Annotated in this window: 21 protein-coding genes and 1 pseudogene; 3 read left to right on the top strand and 19 right to left on the bottom strand. The window is 74.3% G+C overall.

Annotated features, from left to right (window positions below; translation table 11 throughout):
* Positions 1–215: 215 nt before the first annotated feature.
* The 16 genes from GA0070614_RS28855 to rpmF form a co-directional block, all read right to left on the bottom strand.
* Entirely contained in the window at positions 216–1,283 is a 1,068-nt protein-coding gene (locus tag GA0070614_RS28855) for a polyprenyl synthetase family protein (protein WP_088978904.1), read from the bottom strand.
* On the bottom strand, positions 1,280–2,701 hold the full coding sequence (locus GA0070614_RS28850; RefSeq protein WP_088978903.1) for an alkaline phosphatase family protein: 1,422 nt from the start codon (positions 2,699–2,701) through the stop codon (positions 1,280–1,282). The genes GA0070614_RS28855 and GA0070614_RS28850 overlap by 4 nt, the downstream gene beginning before the upstream one ends.
* Positions 2,698–3,936 carry a metabolite traffic protein EboE gene (gene eboE / locus GA0070614_RS28845; RefSeq protein WP_088978902.1) on the bottom strand — a complete coding sequence of 413 codons (1,239 nt, stop codon included), beginning with the start codon at positions 3,934–3,936 and terminating at the stop codon, positions 2,698–2,700. Before eboE ends, GA0070614_RS28850 begins: the two co-directional genes overlap by 4 nt.
* Positions 3,936–4,787, bottom strand: coding sequence for a TatD family hydrolase (locus GA0070614_RS28840; RefSeq protein ID WP_088978901.1), 852 nt, complete (start codon positions 4,785–4,787; stop codon positions 3,936–3,938). The genes eboE and GA0070614_RS28840 overlap by 1 nt, the downstream gene beginning before the upstream one ends.
* A gap of 1 nt (position 4,788) precedes the next feature.
* The gene (locus GA0070614_RS28835) at positions 4,789–5,388 is read right to left on the bottom strand and encodes an EboA domain-containing protein (protein ID WP_088978900.1); all 600 of its coding nucleotides are present in this window, start codon (positions 5,386–5,388) and stop codon (positions 4,789–4,791) included.
* A 62-nt stretch (positions 5,389–5,450) separates the two neighbouring features.
* Entirely contained in the window at positions 5,451–6,335 is an 885-nt protein-coding gene (locus tag GA0070614_RS28830) for a sugar phosphate isomerase/epimerase family protein (RefSeq protein ID WP_088978899.1), read from the bottom strand.
* Entirely contained in the window at positions 6,332–7,351 is a 1,020-nt protein-coding gene (locus GA0070614_RS28825; RefSeq protein WP_088979729.1) for an SCO3242 family prenyltransferase, read from the bottom strand. Before GA0070614_RS28825 ends, GA0070614_RS28830 begins: the two co-directional genes overlap by 4 nt.
* A complete protein-coding gene (locus GA0070614_RS28820) occupies positions 7,335–8,495 on the bottom strand; it encodes an inositol-3-phosphate synthase (RefSeq protein ID WP_088978898.1) in 1,161 nt (386 codons plus the stop codon). Before GA0070614_RS28820 ends, GA0070614_RS28825 begins: the two co-directional genes overlap by 17 nt.
* A gap of 487 nt (positions 8,496–8,982) precedes the next feature.
* Positions 8,983–10,194, bottom strand: a complete 1,212-nt coding sequence (locus GA0070614_RS28815) for a Gfo/Idh/MocA family protein (protein WP_408630788.1) — start codon at positions 10,192–10,194, stop codon at positions 8,983–8,985.
* A 53-nt stretch (positions 10,195–10,247) separates the two neighbouring features.
* On the bottom strand, positions 10,248–11,303 hold the full coding sequence (locus tag GA0070614_RS28810; RefSeq protein WP_088978896.1) for a substrate-binding domain-containing protein: 1,056 nt from the start codon (positions 11,301–11,303) through the stop codon (positions 10,248–10,250).
* 124 nt (positions 11,304–11,427) lie between these two features.
* Positions 11,428–12,549 (bottom strand): ABC transporter permease, encoded by a 1,122-nt coding sequence (locus GA0070614_RS28805; RefSeq protein WP_088978895.1) that lies wholly within the window; start codon positions 12,547–12,549, stop codon positions 11,428–11,430.
* Positions 12,546–14,135: a sugar ABC transporter ATP-binding protein gene (locus GA0070614_RS28800; protein WP_088978894.1), complete on the bottom strand. Its 1,590-nt coding sequence runs from the start codon at positions 14,133–14,135 to the stop codon at positions 12,546–12,548. The genes GA0070614_RS28805 and GA0070614_RS28800 overlap by 4 nt, the downstream gene beginning before the upstream one ends.
* A gap of 40 nt (positions 14,136–14,175) precedes the next feature.
* Positions 14,176–15,354, bottom strand: coding sequence for an ROK family protein (locus GA0070614_RS28795; protein ID WP_088978893.1), 1,179 nt, complete (start codon positions 15,352–15,354; stop codon positions 14,176–14,178).
* Between the two features lie 178 nt (positions 15,355–15,532).
* On the bottom strand, positions 15,533–16,261 hold the full coding sequence (locus tag GA0070614_RS28790; RefSeq protein ID WP_231933427.1) for a class I SAM-dependent methyltransferase: 729 nt from the start codon (positions 16,259–16,261) through the stop codon (positions 15,533–15,535).
* A 2-nt stretch (positions 16,262–16,263) separates the two neighbouring features.
* On the bottom strand, positions 16,264–17,496 hold the full coding sequence (locus GA0070614_RS28785; protein WP_088978891.1) for a GTP-binding protein: 1,233 nt from the start codon (positions 17,494–17,496) through the stop codon (positions 16,264–16,266).
* A complete protein-coding gene (gene rpmF / locus GA0070614_RS28780; RefSeq protein WP_088978890.1) occupies positions 17,493–17,672 on the bottom strand; it encodes a 50S ribosomal protein L32 in 180 nt (59 codons plus the stop codon). Before rpmF ends, GA0070614_RS28785 begins: the two co-directional genes overlap by 4 nt.
* Positions 17,673–17,954: 282 nt before the next feature.
* Here rpmF and GA0070614_RS28775 point away from each other — a divergent pair, with 282 nt between their 5' ends.
* The gene (locus GA0070614_RS28775) at positions 17,955–18,851 is read left to right on the top strand and encodes a DUF4253 domain-containing protein (RefSeq protein WP_088978889.1); all 897 of its coding nucleotides are present in this window, start codon (positions 17,955–17,957) and stop codon (positions 18,849–18,851) included.
* A gap of 190 nt (positions 18,852–19,041) precedes the next feature.
* Here GA0070614_RS28775 and GA0070614_RS28770 read toward each other — a convergent pair whose 3' ends face one another.
* Positions 19,042–20,616: an alpha/beta fold hydrolase domain-containing protein gene (locus GA0070614_RS28770; RefSeq protein ID WP_408630787.1), complete on the bottom strand. Its 1,575-nt coding sequence runs from the start codon at positions 20,614–20,616 to the stop codon at positions 19,042–19,044.
* A gap of 490 nt (positions 20,617–21,106) precedes the next feature.
* On the opposite strand from GA0070614_RS28770, the gene GA0070614_RS28765 reads away from it, so the two are divergent.
* Together GA0070614_RS28765 and GA0070614_RS30405 are read left to right on the top strand one after the other, a co-directional pair.
* Positions 21,107–21,550: a DUF5919 domain-containing protein gene (locus GA0070614_RS28765; RefSeq protein ID WP_157745115.1), complete on the top strand. Its 444-nt coding sequence runs from the start codon at positions 21,107–21,109 to the stop codon at positions 21,548–21,550.
* 68 nt (positions 21,551–21,618) lie between these two features.
* Positions 21,619–21,986 (top strand): annotated as a pseudogene (locus tag GA0070614_RS30405) (hypothetical protein).
* Here the strand turns inward: GA0070614_RS30405 and GA0070614_RS28755 are convergent.
* Together GA0070614_RS28755 and GA0070614_RS28750 are read right to left on the bottom strand one after the other, a co-directional pair.
* A complete protein-coding gene (locus GA0070614_RS28755) occupies positions 21,968–22,546 on the bottom strand; it encodes a dihydrofolate reductase family protein (RefSeq protein WP_088978886.1) in 579 nt (192 codons plus the stop codon). The pseudogene GA0070614_RS30405 and the gene GA0070614_RS28755 sit on opposite strands and share 19 nt — an antisense overlap.
* Before the next feature lie 218 nt (positions 22,547–22,764).
* Complete coding sequence (locus GA0070614_RS28750) at positions 22,765–24,267, bottom strand: hypothetical protein (RefSeq protein ID WP_088978885.1); 1,503 nt, start codon at positions 24,265–24,267, stop codon at positions 22,765–22,767.
* Positions 24,268–24,403: the final 136 nt, after the last annotated feature.

Genomic DNA, 24,403 nt, shown 5'->3' with positions numbered 1-24,403 from the left:
TGGTCACCAGTCGATGGGTTCCCGCGCCGCCGGTTCACCTCGACGGAACAACTTCGTGATGGCCACGACATTAAATTGTGTACGTCGATGTGTCCAGACCTTCTGCCCATCCAACGTGGACTTTCGTCGATCCGGGCAAAAGTCCGCCCCCGTGGCGCGCGCCTGTCCGGAGGCCCCGCCCGTGCGGCAGCCCCGGATCGACCCGCAGCAAGGGGTCAGCGCGGGCGGTGGACCGCCTGGGCGGCGAGGACGCCGAGGGCGTCGCGGGTTTCGGCGTCGACCGGGGCGGCGGCCAGCGCGGCCAGCGCGGCGTCGGCGCGGACCCGGATCATCTGCTCGATCCGCTCCCGGGCGCCGGTGCCCTCGATGACCGCCCGCAGCTCGGCGGCGCCCTCGGCGTCCAGCGCCGGATTGCCGAACAGCTCCTTCAGCCGGGCCGTCTGCGCCCGGTCGGCGGCGCTGCGCGCCAGCGCCATCATCACGGTGGGCTTGCCCTCGCGCAGATCGTCCAGGACGGACTTGCCGGTGACCGCCGGGTCACCGAACACCCCCAGCACGTCGTCGCGCAACTGGAACGCGTCGCCCAGCGGGTCACCGAACTCGGCCAGCGCGGCCACCAGCTCCGGCCCCGCGCCGGCCAGCGTCGCGCCGATCTGCAACGGCCGGGTCACCGTGTAGCGGGCCGCCTTCATCCGGATCACGGTCAACGCGCTGGCCACCGACCCGTCGCCCACCCCGGACACCAGGTCCAGGTACTCCCCCGCGATCACCTCGGTGCGCATCAACGCGAACACCGCGTACCCCCGCTGCACCTGCTCGCTGCTCAGCCCGCACTCGTGGAACATCTGATCCGACCAGGCGGCACAGAGGTCGCCACAGAGCAGGGCGGTGTTGCGCCCGTACGCCTCCGGATCGCCCCGCCACGCCGACCGGGCGTGCAGGTCGGCGAAGAGCCGGTGCACCGACGGTTCGCCCCGGCGGCGGTCACTGCCGTCCAGGATGTCGTCGTGGATCAGCGCGAAGGCGTGGAACAGCTCCAGCGCGGCGGCGGCCACCACGATCGGTCTGCCGTCCCCGCCGCCCGCGCCGCGCCAGCCCCAGTAACAGAACAGGGGACGCAGCCGCTTGCCGCCGGTCAGCACGAACCGGTGCAGCGCGGTGAACACACCCCGGGGAGCGCCGTCCGGCCACTGTGGGCCCTGCCGGTCGAGGAACGCGGCCAGCTCGGCGTCGAAGCGGGCCCGCAGGCCACTGGCGTCGGCGGGGGCGACGGTGACGGTCACGACGCCTCCCCGGCGGGTCGCCGGCCGGTGTCGGGCACCGCCAACCCGGCCAGCTCCAGCAGCAGGGCCTTGACCTCGGTCGCCGCGACCCGGTCCCGGGCCGCGGACGCCTCCGAGCAGAGCAGCACCGGCCCGTCGGCCGGGTCGGCGGGCAGCCGCCCGTGCGACCCGCGCACCGCCCGCGCGCCCGCGTCCAACCCGACCACGCTCATCAGGTAGCGCATGCCGAGCTTGCGGCGGGCCAACGCCACCGCGGCCCGGCGCTTCGCCGCGCCGGGGGCGGCCGGGTCGAACAGCAGCTCCGCCGGGTCGTACCCGGGCTTGCGGTGGATCTCCACCAGCCGGGCGAAGTCGGGGGCGCGGGCGTCGTCGAGCCAGTAGTAGTAGGTGAACCACGAGTCCGGCTCGGCGATCAGCACCAGCTCGCCCGCGCGCGGATGGTCCAGCCCGTGGGCGGCCTTGCCGCCGGCGTCGAGCACCTCGGCCACCCCGGGCAGGGCGGCGCAGCGCTTCGCCACCGCCGGCACGTCCGCCGCGTCCCGCACGTAGACGTGCGCGACCTGGTGGTCGGCGACCGCGAAGGCGCGCGACGTCCACGGGTCCAGGTACTCCATCCCGGCCTGCGTGTACACCCGCAGCAGCCCCTCGGCGCGCAGCGACCGGTTGACGTCCACCGGCCGGGACACGTCGGTGATGCCGTACTCCGACAGCGCCACCACGGTGGTGTCGCGGGCCCGGGCGGCGTCCAGCAGCGGCCCGAGCACCGCGTCCAGCTCGGCCGCCGCGACGGCGGCCCGGGGCGAGGACGCGCCGAAGCGTTGCAGGTCGTAGTCCAGGTGCGGCAGGTAGACCAGGGTCAGGTCCGGGGACTGGTCGGTGAGGATCCGCTCGGCCGCCCGGCATATCCAGCGCGACGAGACCAGCCCGGCGCCGGGCCCCCAGTAGCTGAACAGCGGGAACGCGCCCAGCCGGTCGGTCAGCGCGTCGTGCAGCTCCGGCGGGTCGGTGTAGCAGTCCGGGTCCTTGCGCCCGTCGGCGTGGTAGACCGGCCGGGGGGTCACCGTCCAGTTCACGTCCGCGCCCATCGCGTACCACCAGCAGACGTTGGCCACCGTGTAGCCGGGCTCGCGCCGGCGGGCCGCCTGCCACAGCTTCTCCCCCTCGACCAGGGCGTGGTGCTGCCGCCAGAGCAGCACCTCGCCGAGGTCCCGGAAGTACCACCCGTTACCGACGACACCGTGCGCGGCCGGGAGCGTCCCGGTGAGGAAGGTCGACTGCACCGTGCAGGTCACCGCCGGCAGGACCGTACCCAGCTCGGCGGCGAACCCGGCGTCGGCCACCGCGCGCAGCCGGGGCATGTGCGCCAGCAGGCGCGGCGTCAACCCCACCACGTCCAGCACCACCAGCCGCCGGCTCATCGCCGTACCCCCGTCGGGGTCGCCCGGCCGGCCGGGGTGAGGCCGAGGGCGACCAGCTCGTCGCGGGTGAAGGCCAGCTCGGCGGCGATCCCGGCGGCCAGCTCCGCGGCGCCGCGCGGGCGCCGCGAGGCCGGCAGCACCCCCCAGGTGTACGTCTCGACGTCGAGGTGGTCGCAGCCGGCGTCCGGGCCGGCGTAGAGGGCGGCCAGCGCGGCGCGCAGCACCGGCACCGTCGAGCCCAGCGGCGGCTCGGGCGGGGCGTGCAGCGGCACGTGGTAGTGCACCCGCCACGGCCCGGGCAGCCGGGCGGCCAGGGCCGCGTCCAGGTCGTCGGCGGCCCACGCCGGGTCGGCCGGGTCGGCGGGGTACGGGCCCGACCGGGGCGCCGGCACGCCGGTCGCCGCCGCGCAGCCCGCCGCGCGGGTCTGGTGCAGGAAGCGCGGCTCCACCCAGCGGCGCAGCGCGTCGGCGGACCCGGCCGGGTCGGTCGCCTCCAGGGCGGCGGAGACCTGGACCTTCACCACCGGCAGCCCGGCGGCGGCCAGCCGGTCCAGCGCCTCGGCGGGCTCCTCCCAGGCACAGGCGAGGTGGGCCAGGTCCAGGCAGACGCCCAGCCGCTCCGGATCCGCCCCGGCCAGCAGGGCGCCGGCCTGCCCGGTGCTCTCCACCACGCAGCCCGGCTCGGGCTCGACGCCGACCCGGACCGGCCGGCCGGTGTCCCGCTCGACGGCGGCGAGACCGGCCGCGAGCCGGTCCAGGCGACGGCGGGCGGCGTCGGCGCGGGCGGTGTCCCAGGGCCGCCGCCAGGCCAGCGGCAGGGTGGAGACCGAGCCCCGCGCGGCGTCGTCGGGCAGCAGGTCGGCCAGCACCCGGGCCAGGTCCAGGGTGTACGCGAGCCGCTCGGGCGTGGTCCAGTCCGGATGGTAGACGTCGCCCTTGACCACCGGGGCCTGGAAGGCCGCGTACGGGAAGCCGTTGAGGGTGACCACCTCCAGCCCGCGGTGGGCCAGTTCGGCCCGGACCCGGCGGCGCGGCCGCGCGTCGGCGGCCAGCTCGGCGGCGACCGGGGCGGCCAGCCAGAGCCCGAGGCCGAGCAGGTCGACGCCGAGCGCCTCCCGTACGGGCACGGCGTAGGTGTCGAGCTGGGCGAGGATGCCGGCGAGCTCCTCGGCGGGGTGCACGTTGGTGCAGTAGCCGAGGTGGACGGTGGCGCCGCCGGCGTGCCGCAGCCGCATCAGCTGCCGCCGCGCAGGATCGAGTTGCCGGCGTAGCTCTGCTCCGGCGCGTCGAGGTCGCTCAGTTCCAGTCGCCCGGACTGGCCGTAGAACTCCACCGGATTGCGCCACAGCACCCGGTCGACGTCGTCGTCGGTGAACCCGGCGAGCAGCATCGCCTCGCCGGTGGCCCGGGTGAGCAGCGGGTCGGAGCGCCCCCAGTCGGCCGCCGAGTTGACCAGCATCCGTTCGGTCCCGTACGCCCGCAGCAGCTGCACCATCCGCGGCGGGGACATCTTGGTGTCGGGGTAGATGGAGAAGCCCAGCCAGCAGCCGGTGTCCCGGACCAGTCCGACGGTGACCTCGTTGAGGTGGTCCAGCACCACCCGCCCCGGCTCGATGCCGGACTCGGCGACGACGGCGAGGCTGCGCTCCACGCCCCGGGCCTTGTCCCGGTGCGGGGTGTGCACCAGCGCCGGCAGGTCGTGCGCGACGGCGAGGGCGAGCTGGGCGGCGAAGGCGTCGTCCTCCTGCGGCGTCATCGAGTCGTAGCCGATCTCGCCGACCGCGACCACGGCGTCCTTGTCGAGGTAGCGCGGCAGCAGGTCGAGCACCGGGCGGCAGCGCGGGTCGTTCGCCTCCTTCGGGTTGAGCGCGACGGTGGCGTGGTGGCGTACCCCGAACTGCCCGGCCCGGAAGGGTTCCCAGCCGATCAGCGAGTCGAAGTAGTCGGCGAAGGAGGCGGCGCTGGTGCGCGGCTGGCCCAGCCAGAAGGCCGGCTCCACCACGGCCCGCACCCCGGCGGCGGCCATCCGCTCGTAGTCGTCGGTGGTCCGTGAGGTCATGTGGATGTGCGGGTCGAAGATGCGCATGTCACGTCTCCTGGATCGTGAGCCGGTCGAGCAGGTCGGTGGCGTCGGCGGGCACGGCGCGACCGGCGGCCCGCCGCTCGGCGGCCAGCCCGGCGAGCATCGCGGCCAGCTCGGCGTCGGCGCGGGCGTCGAGGTCGTGCACCACGGCCAGCGGCACGCCCGTGAAGACGCACTTGAGCACCGCCTGCCGCCAGGCGGGCGGGTCGAGGTGCCGGGCGTACGGGCCGAGGGCGGCGGCGAGCAGCCGGGTGTCGTTGGTGCGGACGGCGTCGTGCAGCAGCGGCACGCCGGCCGCGCCGATCGGCAGCAGCGGCAGGGCCCGGAGCACGGCACGTTTCTCGGCGGCGTCGCCGTGCCGGTAGAGGGCGTCGGCGTGCCGCGCGTGGTCGCTCGGCAGGGCGGTCAGCAACAGCGCCCGGGCCGCCTCGTCGGCGCTCCAGTCCTCCGCCCCGGGCAGTGGGGCGCGGCCGCATCGCCGCCGGGCCACGGCGAACGCCGCCGTGAGGGTGCCCGGGTCGGCCGCCACCCGGCGCAGCGCCGCGTCCAGCCAGCCGGGATCGGGTACGCCCCGCAGCGCGGCCCGTAGTGAATCCGGTGTCATCCCGTCTCCTCCCTGGTGCTGCTCGGGCAGGTACCTGCGCGGGTCCGCTGCGCTGCGTCACCTCACGGCGGATCCGGGGCGGCGGCGGCCCGGGCGGCGCGCAGGAAGTCCAGCGACCGGGCGGCGACGGCGGGAGCGGCGTGCGAGTGCCGGGGCAGCTCGACGGCGACCAGTCCCCGGTAGCCGGCGTCGGCCAGGGCGCGCAGCACCGGCGGGAAGTCGATCTCACCGGCACCGAACTCCAGGTGCTCGTGCACGCCCCGGCGCATGTCGTCGATCTGGACGTTGACCAGGTGCGCGGCCACCTCGTGCACGCAGTCGGGCACCGGCAGGGGCTCCAGGCAGCGACAGTGTCCGATGTCGAGGGTGATGCCGAAGCGGGGCGGATCACCGAGCGCCGCGCGCAGCCGGCGCCAGCCGGCGATGTCCTCGACGAGCATGCCCGGCTCCGGTTCGAAGCCCAGGCTCACACCGGCGGCGTCGGCGGTGTCGAGCACCGCGGCGCAGCCGGCGACGAGCCGGTCCCGGGCGGTGTCGGGCGCGACGGCGTCGGGGCGTACCCCGGCCCAGAAGGAGACCGCCTCCGCGCCCAGGTCCGCGCCGATGCGCACGGCCCGGCGCAGGAAATCGATCCGCGGGGCCGGGTCGTCGTGCAGCAGCGTCGGGGCGTGCTTGTGCCACGGGTCGAGCAGGTACCGCGCGCCGGTCTCGACGACCACGGCCAGGCCGAGCGCCGCCAACCGGCGGCCGACGGCCGCCACCCGCCGGGCCAGGTAGGGCGCGAACGGGTCGAGGTGGTGGTGGTCCAGGGTCAGGGCGACCCCCTGGTAGCCGAGGTCGGCGACGACCGCGAGCGCGTCGTCGAGCCGGTGGTTGGCGAAGCCGTTCGTGCCGTAGCCGAACCGCAGCGCGCCGGGTGTCGCCGGGGCCGGTCGCGGCGCGGTCATGTCGGGGAGACCTTCCGGGCGAGCCGGCGCCCCAGCGGCGCCGCCGCCGCGACCACCAGCCCGAGCGATCCCGCGCCGGCCCGCGCGGCCAGCGCGCCCTGCAACGCGGGCAGCCCGGTGATCCCGGCCCCGACCGCCGCCCGCACCCGGGCGGCGGAGGGCTCGACGACCACCCGGGCCTGCGCCGCGCCGTAGCGGGCGGCGTACCAGGCCGCGAGCAGGACCGGCAGCACGGCGGCGACCCGCCGCGCCGGCCCAGCACCGCAACCGAGACGGCCGGGCGCGGTTCGGGGGAACGCGGCCTGGGCGAGGGCGGCACAACCACGCTTGACCCGCGCGGGCGCGGCCTGGCCAGGTGCGGCACGGCCGGGCTCGGCACGGCCGGGCGCGGCCTGGGCGGGTGGTCGGGGCGCGCGGGCCGTGGCGGCGCTCGCCGCGACCAGGGCCGTGCCGGCGAGGGTACGCAGCGGCAGCGCGGCGTCGGCGCCGGTGACCTCCCGCCGGGAGAGCGCGGTGACCGTCCAGGTGTGCGCGGCGACGGTGAGCGCCGCCGGCAGCGCCCGCGGCAGCCGACCGCCGGACGCGCCGAGCAGCACGTCCAGACCCCGGCAGGCGGCCATCACGGCCGGCCCGGCGGCGGTGTTCTTCGCCGCCAGGTCGTACCCCCAGATGGTGGCGGCGAGCGGGACCGCGATCGCGGCGGCGCGGCGGCCCCCGGCGGTGGCGGCGAGGCCGACCCCGGCGGCGGTGAGTCCGGCAGCGAGGCCGAGGGCGGTCGCCGGGGCGACCCGGCCGCTGGGGATGGGCCGCTCCGGACGCTCGACGGCGTCCAACCGGCGGTCGGCCCAGTCGTTGCCGGCCATGCCGGCCCAGTAGAGCAACACGGAGGCGGCGGCCAGCGCGGGCGTACGTCGACCGAGCGTCCCGGCCGCGGCGGCACCGGCGACGACGTCCCCGGGCACCGACAGCGCGGCCGGCGCCCGGACCAGGTCGGCGAGGTCAGTCAGGCGCGCCATGGGCACCTCCGGTGGGCAGCCGGTGGGCGAAGCCGCACAGGCGGGTCCACTGCTCGGCCAGCGAGTGGGTCGGCGCGCCGAGCGGGTCCTTGAAGAAGAAGGCGAGGTCCACCAGCGGGCCGGTGTGCCCGGCGGCGTGCGCGGCGGCGGTGAGCCGGGCCAGGTCGAGCACCAGGGGCGCGGCCAGCGCGGAGTCGCAGCCGTGCCAGGTGAACTCCATCCGCATCCCGGTGCCGAGGAAGCCGGCGAAGGTGATGAGGTCCCAGGCGGTCTTGAAGTCGCCCAGTTCCTCGACGTACTCGATCCGGGCGCCGCCCTGCGGCTGGTAGCCGAGGGTCTCGCCGAGCACCCGTTGCTTGCTGTGCACCTTGGCGGCGTTGGCGGCCGGGTCGGCGAGGGTGGCCCCGTCGCCGCCGCCGAGCAGGTTGACGCCGGACCAGGAGCGCACCCTCAGGTGCCGCATCGCGAACATCGGGGCCAGCACCGACTTGACCAGGGTCTCCCCCGTCTTCCCGTCGTGCCCGGCGTACGGCAGGCCGCGCCGGGCGGCCAGCGCCGTCAGGGCGGGCAGCCGCAGCCCGGTGGACGGGGTGAAGTCGACGTACGGGCAGCCGGCCAGCACCGCCGCGTACGCGTACAGCGAGCTGGGCGGGAGCACCTCGTCGGGGCCGGCGAGCGCGGCCCGCAGCGCGTCGGGGTCGTCGTGCGCCGGGTGCGCCCGGGCGGGCGGCTCGGTGGCCGAGAGGTTGACCACGACGACCCGGTCCAGCGCGTGCCGGTCCCGGAAGGCGGTGAGGTCGCGGACGGTGGCGGCGGCGCGGTCGGCCTGGGTGCCGCCGGTCGGCGCGGGACGCAGTTCGCGGTCGACGGCGGCCAGCTCGTCGGGGAGGGCGGCGACCAGCCGGCCGGGCAGCACGCCGGCGGCGGCCAGGGCCTCGGCGCGCTTGGTCAGCGGGGTGGTGACGACGTCGTGTCCGCCGAGGACCAGGTCGGTGAAGGCGGGCAGGGCGGGCCCGCGCAGGTCGGGCAGCTCGGTGACGCAGCCGGTCGGATCGGCGAGCCCGGCCCGCAGGGCCAGCGCCCCGACGATGCTGGTGGTCGCGACCGAGCCGCGCGCGCCCACCAGCCAGACACCCGTACGCATGGTGCTCCTTCCCGGTGCAGGAGGAACCAGCCGTGCATTGAAGTACATGGATATCAGAAGTTTGCTCGTGGAGGTACCGGTCTGTGCGGATGGGCCCCGTCCCCCGGCCGCTCCGGCGGAGCCCACCGGCCGGCGTCGAAGTCGGCGGTGACGACGCCGGCCGGAATCCGGTGCGGTGACGGACGGACGGGGCTGGCAGGCAGGGTCGGTCGGCGTCTCGGCCCTGCCTCCCCCGCATCCGACCGGCGGGGCGACGGCGCGCCCCGATCGGAGGTCGTACGCGGACACGGCCCGGGACGGGCCGCCTCCGCCGAGTGCGGTGGTCCTCCGGTGCGGCCGGGGAATCCCGGTCCGGCCGCACCGGACGACCGTCCTGCTCGCGCCATCGGGCCGTTCGGCCCGGCGACACGTCCCTCCGGCACCGGCCTCGTCCCGGCCGCGGGGCGCAACCGCGGCCGGTCCCTCGCCGGCCGGCGCCGGAGGTGGCTCAGGCGGCGACCGTCGCCAGCGCCGGCTCCACCTCGGTCCACGAGGAGCCGAGGTCCGCCGACCGGGTCACCGCGTCCAGCACCAGCTGGACCTGCAACGCGTCGGCGAAGGAGGGGGCCGGGTCGGCGCCGGTGGCGACCGCCTCGATGAAGTCGCGCATCTGGTGCGTGAACGAGTGCTCGTAGCCGATGATGTGGCCCGGCGGCCACCACGCCGACATGTAGGGGTGCTCACCCTCGGTCACCAGGATGCGGGTGAAGCCCTGCTCGGCGGCGGGTCGCGTCGCGTCGTAGAACTCCAGCTCGTTGAGGCGCTCCAGGTCGAAGACCACCGTGCCGAGCGACCCGTTGATCTCCACCCGCAGGGCGTTCTTGCGGCCCGTGGCGAACCGGCTCGCCTCGTACGTGGCCAGCGCGCCACCGTCGAGCCGGGCCACGAAGACCGCCGCGTCGTCGACGGTGACCGTCCCGGTGGCCGGGCCGTGACCGTCGACGGCGCCGTGCCCGTCGGCCGCCCCGGCGCCGTTCACCGTGGCCGCGAGCCCGCTCGACCCCGCCGGCAGCGGCCGCTCCTTGACGAACGTCTCGGTGACGGCGCTGACCCCGGTGATCCGCCGCCCGGTGACGAACTGGGTCAGGTCGATGATGTGCGCGCCGATGTCGCCCAGCGCGCCGGAGCCCGCCCTGTCCCGCTGCAACCGCCAGACCAGCGGGAACTGCGGATCCACGATCCAGTCCTGCAGGTACGTCGCGCGGACGTGCCGGATCACCCCGAGCCGCCCGTCGGCGACCAGCTGCCGCATCATGGTGACCGCGGGCACCCGTCGGTAGTTGAACCCGCACATCGACCGCACCCCGGCAGCCCGCGCGGTGGCCGCCGCGGCGGCCATCTCCCGGGCCTCGGCGACCGTGTTGGCCAGCGGCTTCTCGCACAGCACGTGCTTGCCGGCGGCCAACGCGGCGAGGGCGATCTCGGCGTGGCTGTCGCCCGGCGTGCAGACGTCGACCACGTCGATGTCGTCCCGGGCGATCAGCTCACGCCAGTCCGTGGTGTACGCCTCCCAGCCGAGCCGGTCGGCGGCGTCGGCCACCTTCGCGGCGTCCCGGCCGCAGATCAACGCCATCCGGGCCCGCGCCGGCAGGTCGTACACCCGGTTCACGGTGCGCCACGCCTGCGAGTGCGCGGCGCCCATGAACGCGTAGCCGACCATGCCGACCCGCAGTTCTCTGTCTGTCGTGGACAAGGTGGGTCTCCCCCCGTGTGTCAGAACCCGAGCTTGAGGTAGTTGCTCGCGTTCTCCTTGGTGATCGTCTCGGAGGCGAGGATGATCTCCTTGGGCACCTGGAGTTCCACCAGGTCGGACATGCCCCGGCCCTGGGCGATCAGCCGGGCCAGGGAGACCGCCGAGGAGGCCATCGACGGGCTGTAGGTGACGGTCGCCTTCAGCACCGTGTTGTCGGCCTGGATGTCCTCCATCGCCTTCTTCGAGCCGGCGCCGCCGACCATGAAGAACTCCTTGCGGTTGGCCTGGTTGACGGCGGCGAGGACCCCGATGCCCTGGTCGTCGTCGTGGTTCCAGAGCGCGTCGATCTTCGGCAGGGCCCGCAGCAGTTGCGAGGCCTCCTGCTGGCCGGAGTCGGCGGTGAACCGGGCCGCCCGCCGGTTGGCGATCCGGAAGCCGTTGGCCGTCAGCGTGTCGGCGAAGCCCTTCGACCGCTCCTGGGTCAGCTCCAGCTCGTCCATCCCGGCGATCTCGGCGATCACCGGGTTGCTGAGACCCTTGGCCTTGAACTGCGCGACCATGTACGTCGCCGCGGCCACGCCCATGCCGTAGTTGTCGCCCTTGATCTGCAGCCGGTAGGCGCGGGCGTCCGGGAAGGCCCGGTCGAGGTTGACCACCGGGATGCCCGCCCGCATCGCCTCCAGGCCGAAGGCGTTGAGCTCCTTGCCGTCGTGCGGCAGCAGCACGATCACGTCGGGCTTCTGGGAGATCAGGGTGGACAGCGCCGCCCGCTGGGCCGCCGCGTCCGCGCCGGCCTCGACCGTCTTGAACTCCACGTCGGAGTACGCGCCGGCCTGCGCCTTGGCGTTGTTGGTGATGGCGGCGATCCAGCCGTGGTCGGCGGCGGGCGCCGAGAAGCCGATCGTCACCCGCTTGCCGGGTTCGTTGTTGCCGCCCGGGGCGGCGGCCGCCTTCGTCTGGGCCTCGGTCGGCGACGCCTCGTTGCTGGTGCAGCCGGCGAGCAGGACGCCGGCGCCGACGGCGGCCCCGCCGAAGAGCAGTCGGCGGCGTGACAGGTCGCGACTGTGCTGGGTCATGACGACCTCCTGGGTTCACGGTGGAGGAAAAAGGGTGTGTGCGGTCCGGCCACCGTCGTCTGCTCGGGTGGCCCAGGTGCGGGACGTTCTCGGGTGCGGGTGGTGCTGCCCGGCTCGGGACGGGTCAGCCGGTGGTGAGCCGGTTGCGGCCCAGGAAGCGGCTGACGCTGCGGAACTGGACCTGCTGGACCAGGACGGCCACGACGATGATGCCGCCCTTGACCATGTTCTGGGCCTCGGTGGTGAGGCCGTTGATGGCGAACAGGTTGGTGATGGTGGCGAAGATGACCACCCCGAGCAGGGAACCGACGATGGTGCCCCGCCCGCCGCTGAGCAGCGTGCCGCCGATGATCGCGGCGGCGATCGCGTCCAGCTCGTAGAGGTTCGCCATCGCCGCCTGGGCCGAGTTGGCCTGGGCGGTGAGCATGATGGCGGCGATCCCGCAGCAGAGGCCGGAGAGCGCGTAGAGCAGCACGGTGTGCCGTTTGACGTCGATGCCCGCCAACCGGGCTGCCTCCGGGTTGCCGCCCACGGCGACGGTGCGGCGGCCGAAGGTGGTGCGGTTGAGCAGCACCCAGCCCGCGGCGCCGACCAGGGCGAGGATGTAGACCAGCAGCGGGATGCCGAGCAGCTTGTCGCTGGCGATCCTGTTGATGAACTCGTTGCCGGAGACCTGGGTCTGCTTCGCGGAGATCTCCGCGGCAAGGCCGCGGGCCGCCACCAGCATCGCCAGCGTGGCGATGAACGGCACCAGCCGGCCGTACGAGATGAGCAGGCCGTTGACCAGGCCGACCGCCAGGCCGACGGTGAGCGCGGTGAAGATCATGCCGCCGGCGCCGTAGCTCTGGGTGGCCACCGTCGTGCACCAGACGCCGGCCAGGGCGACGATCGCGCCGACCGAGAGGTCGATGCCGCCGCCGATGATCACGAACGTCATCCCGACCGTGACCACGCCGACCACCGAGGCGAGTTGGAGGATGCTCAGCACGTTGTCCCAGACCCAGTCCGGGTCGGAGTACAGGTCGGAGCGGGTCAGGGCGCCGATCGCGATCAGCACCACGAGCACGCCGATCAGGGCGAGATTGCGCTTGGCGCCCTCGCCGCCGTCGCCGCGCCACCAGGAGAGCCGGCCGGCGGGGGCCGTCTTCTCGGCCGCCGCCGCGGTCTCGGCCGGGTCGACCGGCGGCGACTGGGCCGGCAACTGCGCCGCCCGCTCCGGCGCGGCGGTGGGGGTCACGTCGGTCATACCGGTGCGCCTTCCATCAGGGACCCCGCCATGACGAGGTCGAGCACGGTGTTCTCGTCGAGTTCGCCGGCCGGGGCCTCGCGGACGACCCGCCCCTCCCGCATCACCAGCACCCGGTCGGCCAGGCCGAGCACCTCGGGCACCTCGCTGGAGACCAGCAGCACCCCGACGCCACGCGCGGCGAGGGCGCGGATGACCTGGTACAGCTCCGCCCGGGCGCCGACGTCGACGCCCCGGGTGGGCTCGTCGAGCAGCAGCAGCCTCGTGTCGCCGAGCAGCCAGCGCCCGACCACCACCTTCTGCTGGTTGCCACCGGAGAGGGTGCGCACCGGGCGGCGTACGTCGCGGGGGCGCAGTTCCAGGCTCTCGGCGATCCGCTCGGCCTCGGCGCGCTCCCGACCGGTGTCGGTGAAGCCCGCGCGGGCGTAGCGGCCGAAGGTGGCCAGGGTGACGTTGCGGTAGATGGGCTCGCCGAGCAGCAGCGCCTGGCTCTTGCGTTCCTCGGGGGCCATCCCCATGCCGGCCCGGACGGCCGCGCCCACGCTGCCGGCCCGCAGCGTCCGGCCGGCCATCCGCACCGATCCGGAGTCGGCGCGCCGGGCGCCGTAGATGGTCTCCAGCAGCTCGGATCGGCCGGAGCCGACCAGCCCGGCGATGCCGACGATCTCCCCGGCCCGCACGGTGAGCGAGACGTCGGTGAACTCGCCGGCTCGGGTGAGTCCGGCCACGGTGAGCAGTCCATCGCCGGCGGCGGTGTCGGCCGGGCGGTCGGGGAAGACGTACTCGATGGTGCGGCCGGTCATCCGGGCGACCAGGTCGCGGGTCGGGGTGTCGCGGGCCGGCAGGTTCGCCGCGGTGGTCCGGCCGTCCTTGAGTACGGTCACCCGGTCGCCGATCTCGCGGATCTCCTCCAACCGGTGGGAGATGTAGACGACGGCGATGCCCTGTGCGGTCAGCTCGCGGATGATCCGGAACAGGTTGCCCACCTCGTCGTGGGCCAGCACGGCGCTCGGCTCGTCCATGATGATCAGGCGGGCCTCGTGCGACAGCGCGCGGGCCATGCTGACCACCTGCTTGCCGGCGGCGGGCAGCGCGCGGACCATCCGCCCGGGCGGGATCTCGGGGTGCCCGAGCCGGCCGAGGATCTGCCGGGTGCGCCGCGCCATCTGCCCGCGCCGGACGAAGCCGAGGCGGCGCGGCTCGTGGCCGAGGAAGGCGTTCTCCGCGACCGACAGGTCCTCGACCAGGTCGAGTTCCTGGTAGATGGTGGCGATGCCGGCGCGCATGGCGGCCTGCGGGTTGGCGAAGGCGGCGGGTTCGCCGCGCCACTCGACGAGCCCCGAGTCGGGGCGGTGCACCCCGGCCAGCACCTTGATCAGGGTCGACTTGCCGGCGCCGTTCTGCCCGAGCAGGCAGTGCACCTCGCCGGCGCGTACCTCCAGCTGCACCCCGTCGAGCGCGCGTACGCCCGGGAAGGTCTTGACCACGTCGGTGAGGCGCAGGACCACCTCGCCCGCGACGGCGTCGGCGGGGGCGTCGAGCAACGGCGCATCTGACACGTCGGTCTCCTCGGCTCGCTCACTCATGCCGGCGCTCCGCGGTGCTGCCGGCGGTCGGTCTGCGTGCTCACGACGCCTCCGCGAAGGCCACGTCGCTGGCCAGCACGGCGGCGCCGGCCACGCCCGCGCGGGGACCCAGCTCGGACAGGACGACCGGGAGGTTGCCGGTGGCCAGCGGCAGCGACCGGCGGTAGACCACGCTGCGGATCTCGGCGAGCAGGATGTGCCCGAGCTGGGCCAGCCCACCGCCGATGACGATCATGGAGGGGTTGGTGAAGCTGACCAGTCCGGCGAGCACGCCGCCGACCCGCCGCCCCCCGTCGCGGATCAGCTGGATGCAGGTGACGTCGCCCTCGACGGCGCCCTCGGCGACGTCCATGGCGGTCACCGCGCCGCGGGTGCTGAGCCGCTCGGCCAGCGCGGGTGAGGCGCCGCTGCGGGCGGCGGCGGTGGCGTCCTTGGCCAGGGCGGCGCCGCTGAACAGCGCCTCCAGGCAGCCGATGTTGCCGCAGGAGCACATCGGACCGTGCGAGTCGACCTGGATGTGGCCGATGTCCCCGGCGCAGCCGTCGGTGCCGCGGTAGACCTCGCCGCTGAGGTAGATCCCACACCCTATTCCGGTGCCGATCTTGACGAAGAGGAAGTCGTCCACGGAGTGGGCGACGCCGCCGTGCCGCTCGCCGATGGCCATGATGTTGACGTCGTTGTCGACCACCGCCGGGCAGCCGTGCTCCCGGGTGAGCAGCTCCCGGACGGGGAAGCGGTCCCAGCCGGGCATGATCGGCGGGGAGACCGGGACGCCGTCGCGGAAGCTGACCGGCCCCGGCACCCCGACGCCGACCGCGTCCAGCCGCTCGTACGCGCCGTCCACCCGGGCCTTGTGCAGCAGCTCGTTGACCCGGTGGAGGGTCACCTTCGGGCCGTTGCGGATGTCGGCCGGCTCGGCGTACGCGGCGACCGGTTCGAGGCGGCCGTTGACCACCTCGACGTCGATGGAGCTGGCGCCCAGGTCCACGGCGGCGAAGCGCAGGTGTGGGCTCAGCTCGACCAGGGTGGAGCGTCGGCCGCCCCGGGAGGCGGCCAGTCCGGCCTCGGCGACGTAGCCGAGGCCGACCAGTCGTTGCAGCTCGGCCAGCAGGCGGGGGCGGGGCATCTGCAACCGGTCGCCCAGCTCGGCCCGGGACATCGCCCCCTCGTCGCGGAGCAACCGCAACAGCCGTACGTGCAGGGGGTCGACGGTCCGCACGGACTCACCTCTTCATCGAACTCGTTCACATCGACGTGACGCCGATGTGTTGTGTTCGACACAGTAGGAGGCTTCCGTGGCGCATGTCCAGAGCTTCGGCCGATCTGATCCCAACTTTTGTCGGTCAGGACGAAAGTTGTCAGTGGATCAAGGAAAGACATTCCTCGACCGCGTCCGATCACCGCCTGTCCGGAGGACGGCGGAACGCCATCAGGGCGTGACCGGCGCGGTGGTGGGGCACCGTGGGGTCGAGGAACCCGGCTCGCCGGGCCACCTCGCGGTGCCACGGGACCGGGGCGACGAACTCCCCGCCGGAGAGGCCGACCAGGGCCTGCGCCCGCTCACGCAGCAGCGGGGTCATCGCCGGCTCACGGGCCAGGGCGGCCCACCACTCGGTCCACGGGTCCGCCGCACCGCCCTGACGCCGGCTGGACACGGGTGCGTCCGGCACGGCGTCGGCGACCAGGAGCAGCCCGCCCGGTCGCAGCAGCCGCCGGGCCTCGGCGTACCAGTCGCGCACCCGGTCCTCGGGCAGGTAGTGCAGGGTCATCAGGGCCAGCGCCAGGTCGTACGGGCCACCGGCGGACGCGAGCCACCGGGCCGTGCCGAAATCGGCCCGGACGGTACGCACGTGCGGCAGGGCGGTGGAGGTCAACGCCAGCAGGGCCGGGTCGACGTCCAGCACGGTGACGTGCGCGCCGGGCCACCGGCGCAGCAGGACCTCGGCAGTGGTGCCGGGCCCACCACCGACGTCGAGGACCCGCTCGGGCGCGCGCCCGTGGATCTCCTCGGCGGCGGCGAGGCCGGCGGCGAGGAGATCGTCGCGGCCCGGCTGGTAGTGACGCATCATGCTCTCCCAGCCGCGCCGCCACCGGGCGACGTCCTTCGGCGTCAGGGCGGGCGGCACCGTCAGGCCGGGACGGATTCGGCGATGTCGTGGTCGTGCAGGTCGCCGAGGTCCCATTCGGGGAACGGGTCGGCAAGGGCCCGCCAGGCGGGCTCCCCGGCGGCGATCTCGGCGTCGGTGAGCAGGCAGGCGGTCAGCGCCGCGCGCAGGCCGTCGCCGTCCAGGCCGACGCCGATGAGGACCAGTTCCTGCTGCCGGTCACCGAAGACCGGGTGCCAGCGGGACTCCAGCTCCGTCCGCTCGGCGGGATCCTGTGGCCAGTCCCCGGACACCGCCACCGGGATGCCGACCGGATCGCAGCGCCCGGACGGTCCGGCCTGTGACCACAGGGCCTGCACGTCCGGACGGCTGGCCAACCAGAGGAAGCCCTTCGACCGCAGCACGCCGTAGCCGTCGAGGCCACCGGTCAGCAGGTCCCACAGCCGCTGCGGGTGGAACGGCCGGTGGTCACGGAACACGATGCTGGAGATGCCGTACTCCTCGGTCTCCGGCACGTGCGCGCCGTTGAGTTCGGCGACCCAGCCGGGCGCGGTCTCCGCGCGGTCCAGGTCGAACCGGCCGGTGTGCAGGATCTCGCGCGGCGGCACTCGCCCGTGTACGGCGGGCACCTGCCGGGCGGCCGGGTTCAGCCGGGTCAGCAGCGCCCGCACCACCGCCAGATCGTCCGGGGCCACCAGGTCGGTCTTGTTGACCACCAGCACGTCGGCGAACTCGATCTGGTCGACCAGCAGGTCGGCGATGCTGCGGTCGTCGCCCTCGTACGCGGCCAGCCCGCGCGCCTGCAGCGTCTCCCCCGCCTCGACGCGGGCCAGCAGACCCGCCGCGTCGACCACCGTGACGGTGGTGTCGAGCCGGGCCAGGTCGTCGAGGACCTGCCCGTCCTCCACCCCGAAGGCGAACGTGGCGGCCACCGGCATCGGTTCGGAGATGCCGCTGGACTCGATCAGCAGGTAGTCGAAGCGGCCCTGGCGCGCCAACCGGGCCACCTCGTCGAGCAGGTCCTCGCGCAGGGTGCAGCAGATGCACCCGTTGGTCAGCTCGACCAGCCGCTCCTCGGTGCGCGACAGCGTCGCGCCGTCGCGCACCAGCGCGGCGTCGATGTTCACCTCGCTCATGTCGTTGACGATCACCGCCACCCGCAGCCCGTCCCGGTTGGCCAGGACGTGGTTGAGCAGGCTGGTCTTCCCCGCGCCGAGGAATCCCGACAGCACCGTCACCGGCAGCCGGCCGGTCACGGCTGATCCACCACCTGTCGTCCCTTGTACAGGCCGCAGTGCGCGCAGGCCCGGTGCGGGACCACCATCTCCCTGCGGGGACAGGGGCAGGGGGTCAGTGGGGGCACGCTCGCCTTCCACTGCGCGCGCCGGTGCCGGGTGTTCGACCGCGACATCTTCCGCTTGGGTACCGCCATGCCATCCTCCCCTTGGTTGCCGTCCGCAGGATCTTAACGGTTTTCGTTTTCATTAATGTCGGGGGGTGGCCGGCCCAGCGGCGCGGTCGTGCGGTCGCCCAGGGCGGCGGACGGTGGGCGGACCGAACCCGTCGGCGTCCGCATCCGCTGGTACGTGACCCGGGTCGGCGACAGCGCCGATCCCGCTCAGCCCGGACTCATGCCCCGGCCCGCCGCCCGAACCCGCCCGGCCGCCACGGCAGCAGGTCCCCAGACCCGTCCGAGCGTCGGTAGGCTCCGCTCGTGACTCCACGGGAACAGTCCATCCTCGACACCGCCGGCCTGGCCGGCCGGGAGGCGTACGTGCTGGACGCCGCCGGCGGGGGCCGGGCGCTGCTGGTCGACGTGTCCCCGGACGAGATGCTCGACGCGTGGGCGGCGGCCCGGGCGGCGGTCGCGCGTACGGGTCGCTGGCCGGTGCTGTGCCCGCGGCACGCGGCACGCGACGGGAGCCTGTTCTCGCGGTTCTACTTCGACGAGGGCAGCAACGGCGCCGACAGCAGCCCGGCGGGCGTGCTGGCCCGGGCCGAGACGATCGATGTCGACGCCCGGCTGGCCGAGCGACACGCGCACTATCCCGACGGCCTCGTCGCCCGGGTCGACGAGACGATCGAACTCGAGCGCGAGGCCACCCGTGCCCGTTACGGCGACGCCCCGGCCGCGCAGGAGATCCGCGCCGCCGTCACCGGCGCCGATCCGGTGGAGATCGCCGTCAACCGGCACCTGTTCGGTTGGGAAGGTGGCCGCGAGCCCCTGGTCGGGCCCGACACGGGTGTCCAGGACTGGTTCGGGTCGACCGAGGAGCGCGCGACGCTCGTGCTGCTGCCGGTCGCGCAGCCGTGGGCGGTCTACGCCTACGTCGACGCTCTGCACGACGCCTGCGGGTACGGTCACGACCTGCTGGTCGCGGCGGCCCGCCGCTGGTACGAGCGATACGGCGCGGAGCCGGTCGCCGCGTGGGAGGTGACGACCTGGCTCACGGTCGCCCGGCCACCCACCGACCCGGACGAGGCGTGGCGTCTGGCGTTCGAGCACTACACGCTCGCCGAGAACACGCTCGCCACACCGGCCGTCACGCTGCGCGAGCACGCGCACCTGCTGCCACACCTGGACCGGTGGGTCCTGTTCTCCCGACCCTGAGCCGCCTCGGAGCCTCGGCTCGCCCCCCTCCTTCTGACGGCCCCGGTCATCGCCCTGCTGCCCCAGCCGCGCGGCGCCCGACGGATCGAACCCGGTGACCGCGCGCGGCAGCGCACCAGGCGCCCGGAGTCGTCCGCCGGGCGCGGCGCCACCACGGCGAGCGGGTCGACCGCCGCGGTCCGTCACGATGTCATCGGGGCTGGCAGATACGGCCGCTCAGGGCCGGGTCCCCCTCGCGGGAGGTGCTCCAGATCGGGTTGACCGCCAGCACCAGCGGCGGGGACTGCCAGGCCGCGCCGAGTCGCTGCAGCACCACGTAGCCGCGCCAGGGCTGGGTGACCGGCTGCCCGGCCAGGAACCGCATCGCGCGTTCGTGGATGGCGCGGCGGTTGAGCAGGCCGCCGTGCAGGGCCGGCACCTCGACGACCGGTATCCGGGAGTACTCCCCGGAGGGCGCCTCGGCGGCGCTGACCAGCGGCAGGAAGGCCATCATGCGGATTCCGGGCACCGGGCACAGGATGCGGTTGCGGTAGAAGGGGGCCTCGACGATGACCGAGCGCACGAACGGCTCGTCCGGGCTCGCGTCGACGGCCTTGGTGAGGTTCGTCAGGGCGGCGATGACCCGCAGTTCCCATCCGGCGACCGTTCCCCAGCCCTCGTGGCCGGGCGGCGGATAGTAGGCCCGTCCCGGCCAGATCAGCGGGCTGAACAGGAGGGCCGCCTGGACCGGGCTGTGCGGGAACTTCTCCAGGTAGGTGCGGATCACCAGGGCCCCTTCGCTCTCTCCGAGGAGGGCGACGGGGCGGCGGGTACGCCGGTGCAGGGCGTCGACCTGCGCGGCGAGCAGCGCCGCGCTGGAGTCCAGTGACCGGTGGGTCGCCTCCGGCGCGTACGGCAGGGGTCGGCCGTCCCGGGTCACGCCCGCGTAGGAGAAGTGCGCGACCCGGGGGTCCGCGGGCAGCTGCCCGTCCCAGCCGGACTCGAAGCCGGCGAGGACGATGACCGCGTACGGCACGGTGGCCGGCAGCGGCTCCGCCGTGACGGGTGGTCGCCACCGACCGGTCGTGCCGGAGGCCACGCTGATCAGTGACGGCGCGGCGACGGCGGTGGCCATGGTGAGGATGATGACCACCGGTGTCACCGGCACCGCCGCCCAGCGAGGCCGCTCGTGCCGGACGGCCGCGATCACGGTCGTGCGCCACAGCAGCCCGTTGGCCACCCCCGCGAGGCCGGCCACCGGCACCCGCCACCACTGCGGGACGCTGACGATCACGGCGCCGGCCGCGGTGATCACCAGGAAGTTGACCACGGACCAGAGCAGCAGCTGAACCGACGGCAGCCCCTTCCACCAGTGCGCCGTCACGCCGGCGCGTAGCAGGAACGGGGCGATCACCAACAGGGGTATCACCGAGGCGAAGAGATACCAGGACAGCGCGACCGCGGAGAACGCCACCGAGATCGCCGCCCACGGCGAGATGATCACCGTGGCGAGCGCGGCGACCTCGATGTTGCGGCGTACCAGCTGGCGCATCGAAGGACGCGGCGTCTCCGCCGGCCAGGACAGCGCGGTCAGCCCGGCCGACAACACGCCACGGGCGACGACGACCACCACCAGTCCGGCGACGAAGGCCGGCCACGAATCGTGGTAGACGAGCAACCACCGCAGGTCGTGATACGAGTCGTACGGCCAGATCGCCGTCGACTGCGGCGCGAGCGCCTGGGCCGCCCCGAGGCCGAAGCCGACCAACGCCGCCATCTCCACCATCGGTGGCACGGCGCCGAGCAGCAGCACCGCCGCACCTCGACCAGCTCTCGTCACCCAGGCCACCCCCATCCCGTCGGATGCAGGATCCCGTGGATGGCGGGTCGGTGACGGCCGTTTGGGTCAACAGGCTGCGCCGTCGCCGGGAGCCGGCCCCGACGGCGGGCGGCGGCGGGCGGCGACTCGATCGGTCGACGGCGACCGCTGATCGGCAGTGCCGGCGAAGGAGCAGGTGACACGGCGTGGATGCCGTTCTGGGCCATGGTCGGATGCCATGTGGAGCCGCGACCGGGAGGCCGGATGACACGGCGAGCACGGGTCTTCATCGGGTCGTCCAGCGAAGGGCTGGCGGCGGCCCAGGCGATCCGGAGTCTGCTCGCCAACGACGCGCAGGTGACGCTCCGGAACGAGGGACACTTCCGCAGTAGCCCGACGGAGCATCCTCCTGACGGCGACGAACCTGGCCTACACGCCGGCCCTGAACGTGGCCGAGTTGCAGCAGCGGATCCGGGAGGGCGTGGACGTCCGGTTCCTGGTCCTCAACCCGCGCAGCCCCCACGTGGAGGCGACCGCACGCGAGTTCATGATCTCCACCGTGCAGTTGCGTGAGGAGAATCGCCTGCATCTGCGGTCGCTGATCGACCTGCGCGACTTCTCCCTCGCCTGCGAGGCGGGGTCGGCACGGCCCGGGAGTGTCGCCATCCGCCTCTACGACGCACCACCGCGCATGCGCAGCTACTCCTTCGACCAGCCCGACGGCACCAGCTTCTTCGTGCCGTACCTCAATCGGTCGCCCTCCCGTCCGCTGCCGGTCTTCGAAGCCCGCAACGACGCCGCGGTCGCCCAGCGGTACCTGGCCGCGATCGAGAACCTGTGGTCCGCGCCGGACACCGTGACGGCGGAGGCGTTCCTCGCGCAGGACCCGTCGTACCTGTGAGGGACGCCGGCGGTGTCCCCGCGCGGCCGGGCCCGCCACCAGGACGTGCCGCGGCGAATCCCAGGCCGGTGGGGCTGCGGTTCGAGACGCGCCGGTCCGACTCGCCGTGGGTCGACACCGTGTGGACGTGCACGAGCGAGCAGGTCACGACGATGACGTCCGTCGCAGGGGTGCGGTGGGGCCTGGTGTTCTGGGAACAGGCCGGCCGGACGGACTGACCCGGGGCGCGGTACGGCAGATCGAGCGGGCCCGCACGGCGGCGGAGCTGCTGGCTGCCGGCGTCCCGACCACCGACGTCGTCGCCAAGCTGGACTACTTCGACGAGCCGCACCTGGCCCGGGCCCTGCGCTCCTACGTCGGCCGTACCACCCGCCAGCCGCGCGAGGGCGCCGGCGGCGCGATCGCCCTCGACCTAAATCAGCGTCGGACGTCGTAGATCAGCTTCAGGATGCCGTTCGGGTAGCTCTCCGACTCCCGCAGCGTCAGCATCTGCTTGTCCCGGTCGGCCCGGCCGAACAGGCTCTTGCCGGCGCCGAGCAGCACGGGGAAGACGAGCAGGTTGTACTGGTCGATCAGGCCCGCGTCCGACAGCCGCCGGGCCAGCTCCGCGCTCCCGTGGATGAAGATCGCGCCGCCCTCGCCCTGCTTGAGCGCGGCGACGTCCTCGGTCGAGCGCAGGATCGTCGTCGGCCCCCAGCCGTCGACGAGGGCGTCGTCGGACAGCGTGGTCGACACGACGTACTTGGGCAGCTCCTGGTAGGCGGCGTGGTCCTCCGACCCGGGCCAGACCGGCGCGAACGCCTCGTAGCTGCGGCGGCCGAACATCAACGCGGTCGTGTCGGTGAGTTCCTCGCCCTTGAGCGACCACGCTTCCGGGACGAACTCGAGGTCCTTGAACACCCACCCGCCGCTGCGGTGCTCCTCCCCCGGCCCACCGCCGGGCGAGTCCACCACGCCGTCGAGCGACATGAAACCGGTGTAGACCAGGTCACGCATTGTGCTGTCCCCTCGTGTTCGGGCGGGCTGCCGGGTCCACGCTAGGTCACCGCCGAGGCGGTCGTCCTGGACGGAACCGACATCGGGTCCACCGCGTGTCGCCGGCCTGAAGCTACCCGGTCGGTACGACGAGAAGGGCTGAGTGGCGTGTTTGCCGACCCGGCTGCGCAGGTGGCAGCGACGGTACCGCCGCCCACCTCGGCAGCCGGATCGGCGGTTCAGCGCAGGGCGGTGTGGGCGTCGGCGAGGAACCGGTCGCGGTCGTCGCCGTGGGCGAGGGCCGCGTGGTGGACGGCGTCGATCGCGGCGACCAGCGGATCGTCGTTGGCCAGGGCGAGCAGGGCGGGGAACGCGGCAGCCTGCTGGAGCATCTCGGTGACGTGCGGGGCGCCGAGCCTCGTCGGCTCCCGGCGCAGCGTGACGGTGCTGTGCGGCACCTCGGGATCGGCCAGGAGCCGGCGGAACGCGGCGGCGCCGCCCTGCTCGGTGAAGGAGCGGGGCAGTGGGCGGGCGGCCTCGGCGGCGGCGAGCGCGTCGGCGATCCACCCGATCTGCTCCAGCCCGGCCACCCGCATCGCGCGGCGGGCCGCCCAGCAGGCCGCCTCGCGTCGGCGGGCGACGGGCAGCGCGTCGATGCGGTCGAGCAACGGGCGGTCCATCCGGGCCAGGGACTGCGCCTGGCTGGGGAGCCTGCGCAGACGCTCCGGCGGCGGCGGACCTCCCCACCGCTCGGCGTCGTGCGCGGCCTTCAGGCGGCGGGTCTTCTCGGCCTGCGCGGTCGCCTCGGCGGCCTGCCCACGCAACGTCTCGAGCCACGGGTACGAGCCGGCGCCGTCGAGCAGATGGTCCCAGATCAGCCCGAGGGCGACGGCGTGCCGACCCCGCACACCCTCGTGCCGCAGCGTGACGCCGTCCGGGCCGGACGTCAGCCGCACGGTGCTCGGCTCGTCGTCCGGCAGCGCGGTCAGCGGCTCAGGGAAGATCGGCGCGTCGGCGGTGGTCCACGACCACGTGAGCGTCTCGCCGTCGACCCGTTCCAGCCGGACCTCCAGGTCGCCGACGGGCAGCACCCCCACCGGGACCTCGACCGGCGCGGGTCGGTGGCGGACCACCGCCACGCGGGCCAGGCCGGCGTCGTCCTCGTACGGGTCGGGGGGCAGCGGCCGAAGGACGGCGGGACGGTTGGACGGACGCGGCACCAGTGACAGCATCGCCTGCTCGGCGGCCTTCGCCGGCTTCTGCTCCCAGGCGCGGCCGCCCGGGTCGGCCAGCACGGTGCGCCAGGGCGTCTCCTCGGACACCGCCCAGACGTGCAGCTCGTGCCGCTCGGGCGGGTCGCCGTCGGTGCGTACGGTCTCGTGCAGGCGGTCACGGGCGTGCACCCGTACCCGGATCAGCCCGCGCGGGACCGCCACATCGGTGAGAGCCTCGGCGCCGCCGCCCATCAGGCCGACGACCGACAGCCGACCGCTGGGACTCCACAGGGTCGCCTCACTGATCACGTCCCAGCCGGTGTCGATCACCGTCGGAGGCGCGGGCAGGACACGGACGCGCGCCTCGATCCAGCCGGTGTGGATGCCGCAGAAGCCGGTGAACTGATGCGGTCCGCCGACGTGCACCAGGTCGTCACCGAGGACGTAGATTCCCACGCCGGACGCACCCGGCACGGTGAACACGTCGTACTGGCAGTAGCTGACGAACAACCGCGCCCAGTCGGTCACGAATGCCGGAGATCCATGGTCTGCGCCCGGTACAAGGTCCACTGCCAGATCCTAGGGGCGTTCCCGTCTCGCCGAGGACCCCGCCGACCGCTCGGAGCAGGGACAGTTCCCACACCCCTCTCGGGCTCTGCCGGGG

This window comes from Micromonospora coxensis, assembly GCF_900090295.1.
Taxonomy (GTDB): Bacteria; Actinomycetota; Actinomycetes; order Mycobacteriales; family Micromonosporaceae; genus Micromonospora; species Micromonospora coxensis.
Note: the sequence above shows the minus strand (reverse complement) of the source record. Positions and strands in the feature narration are given on the sequence as shown.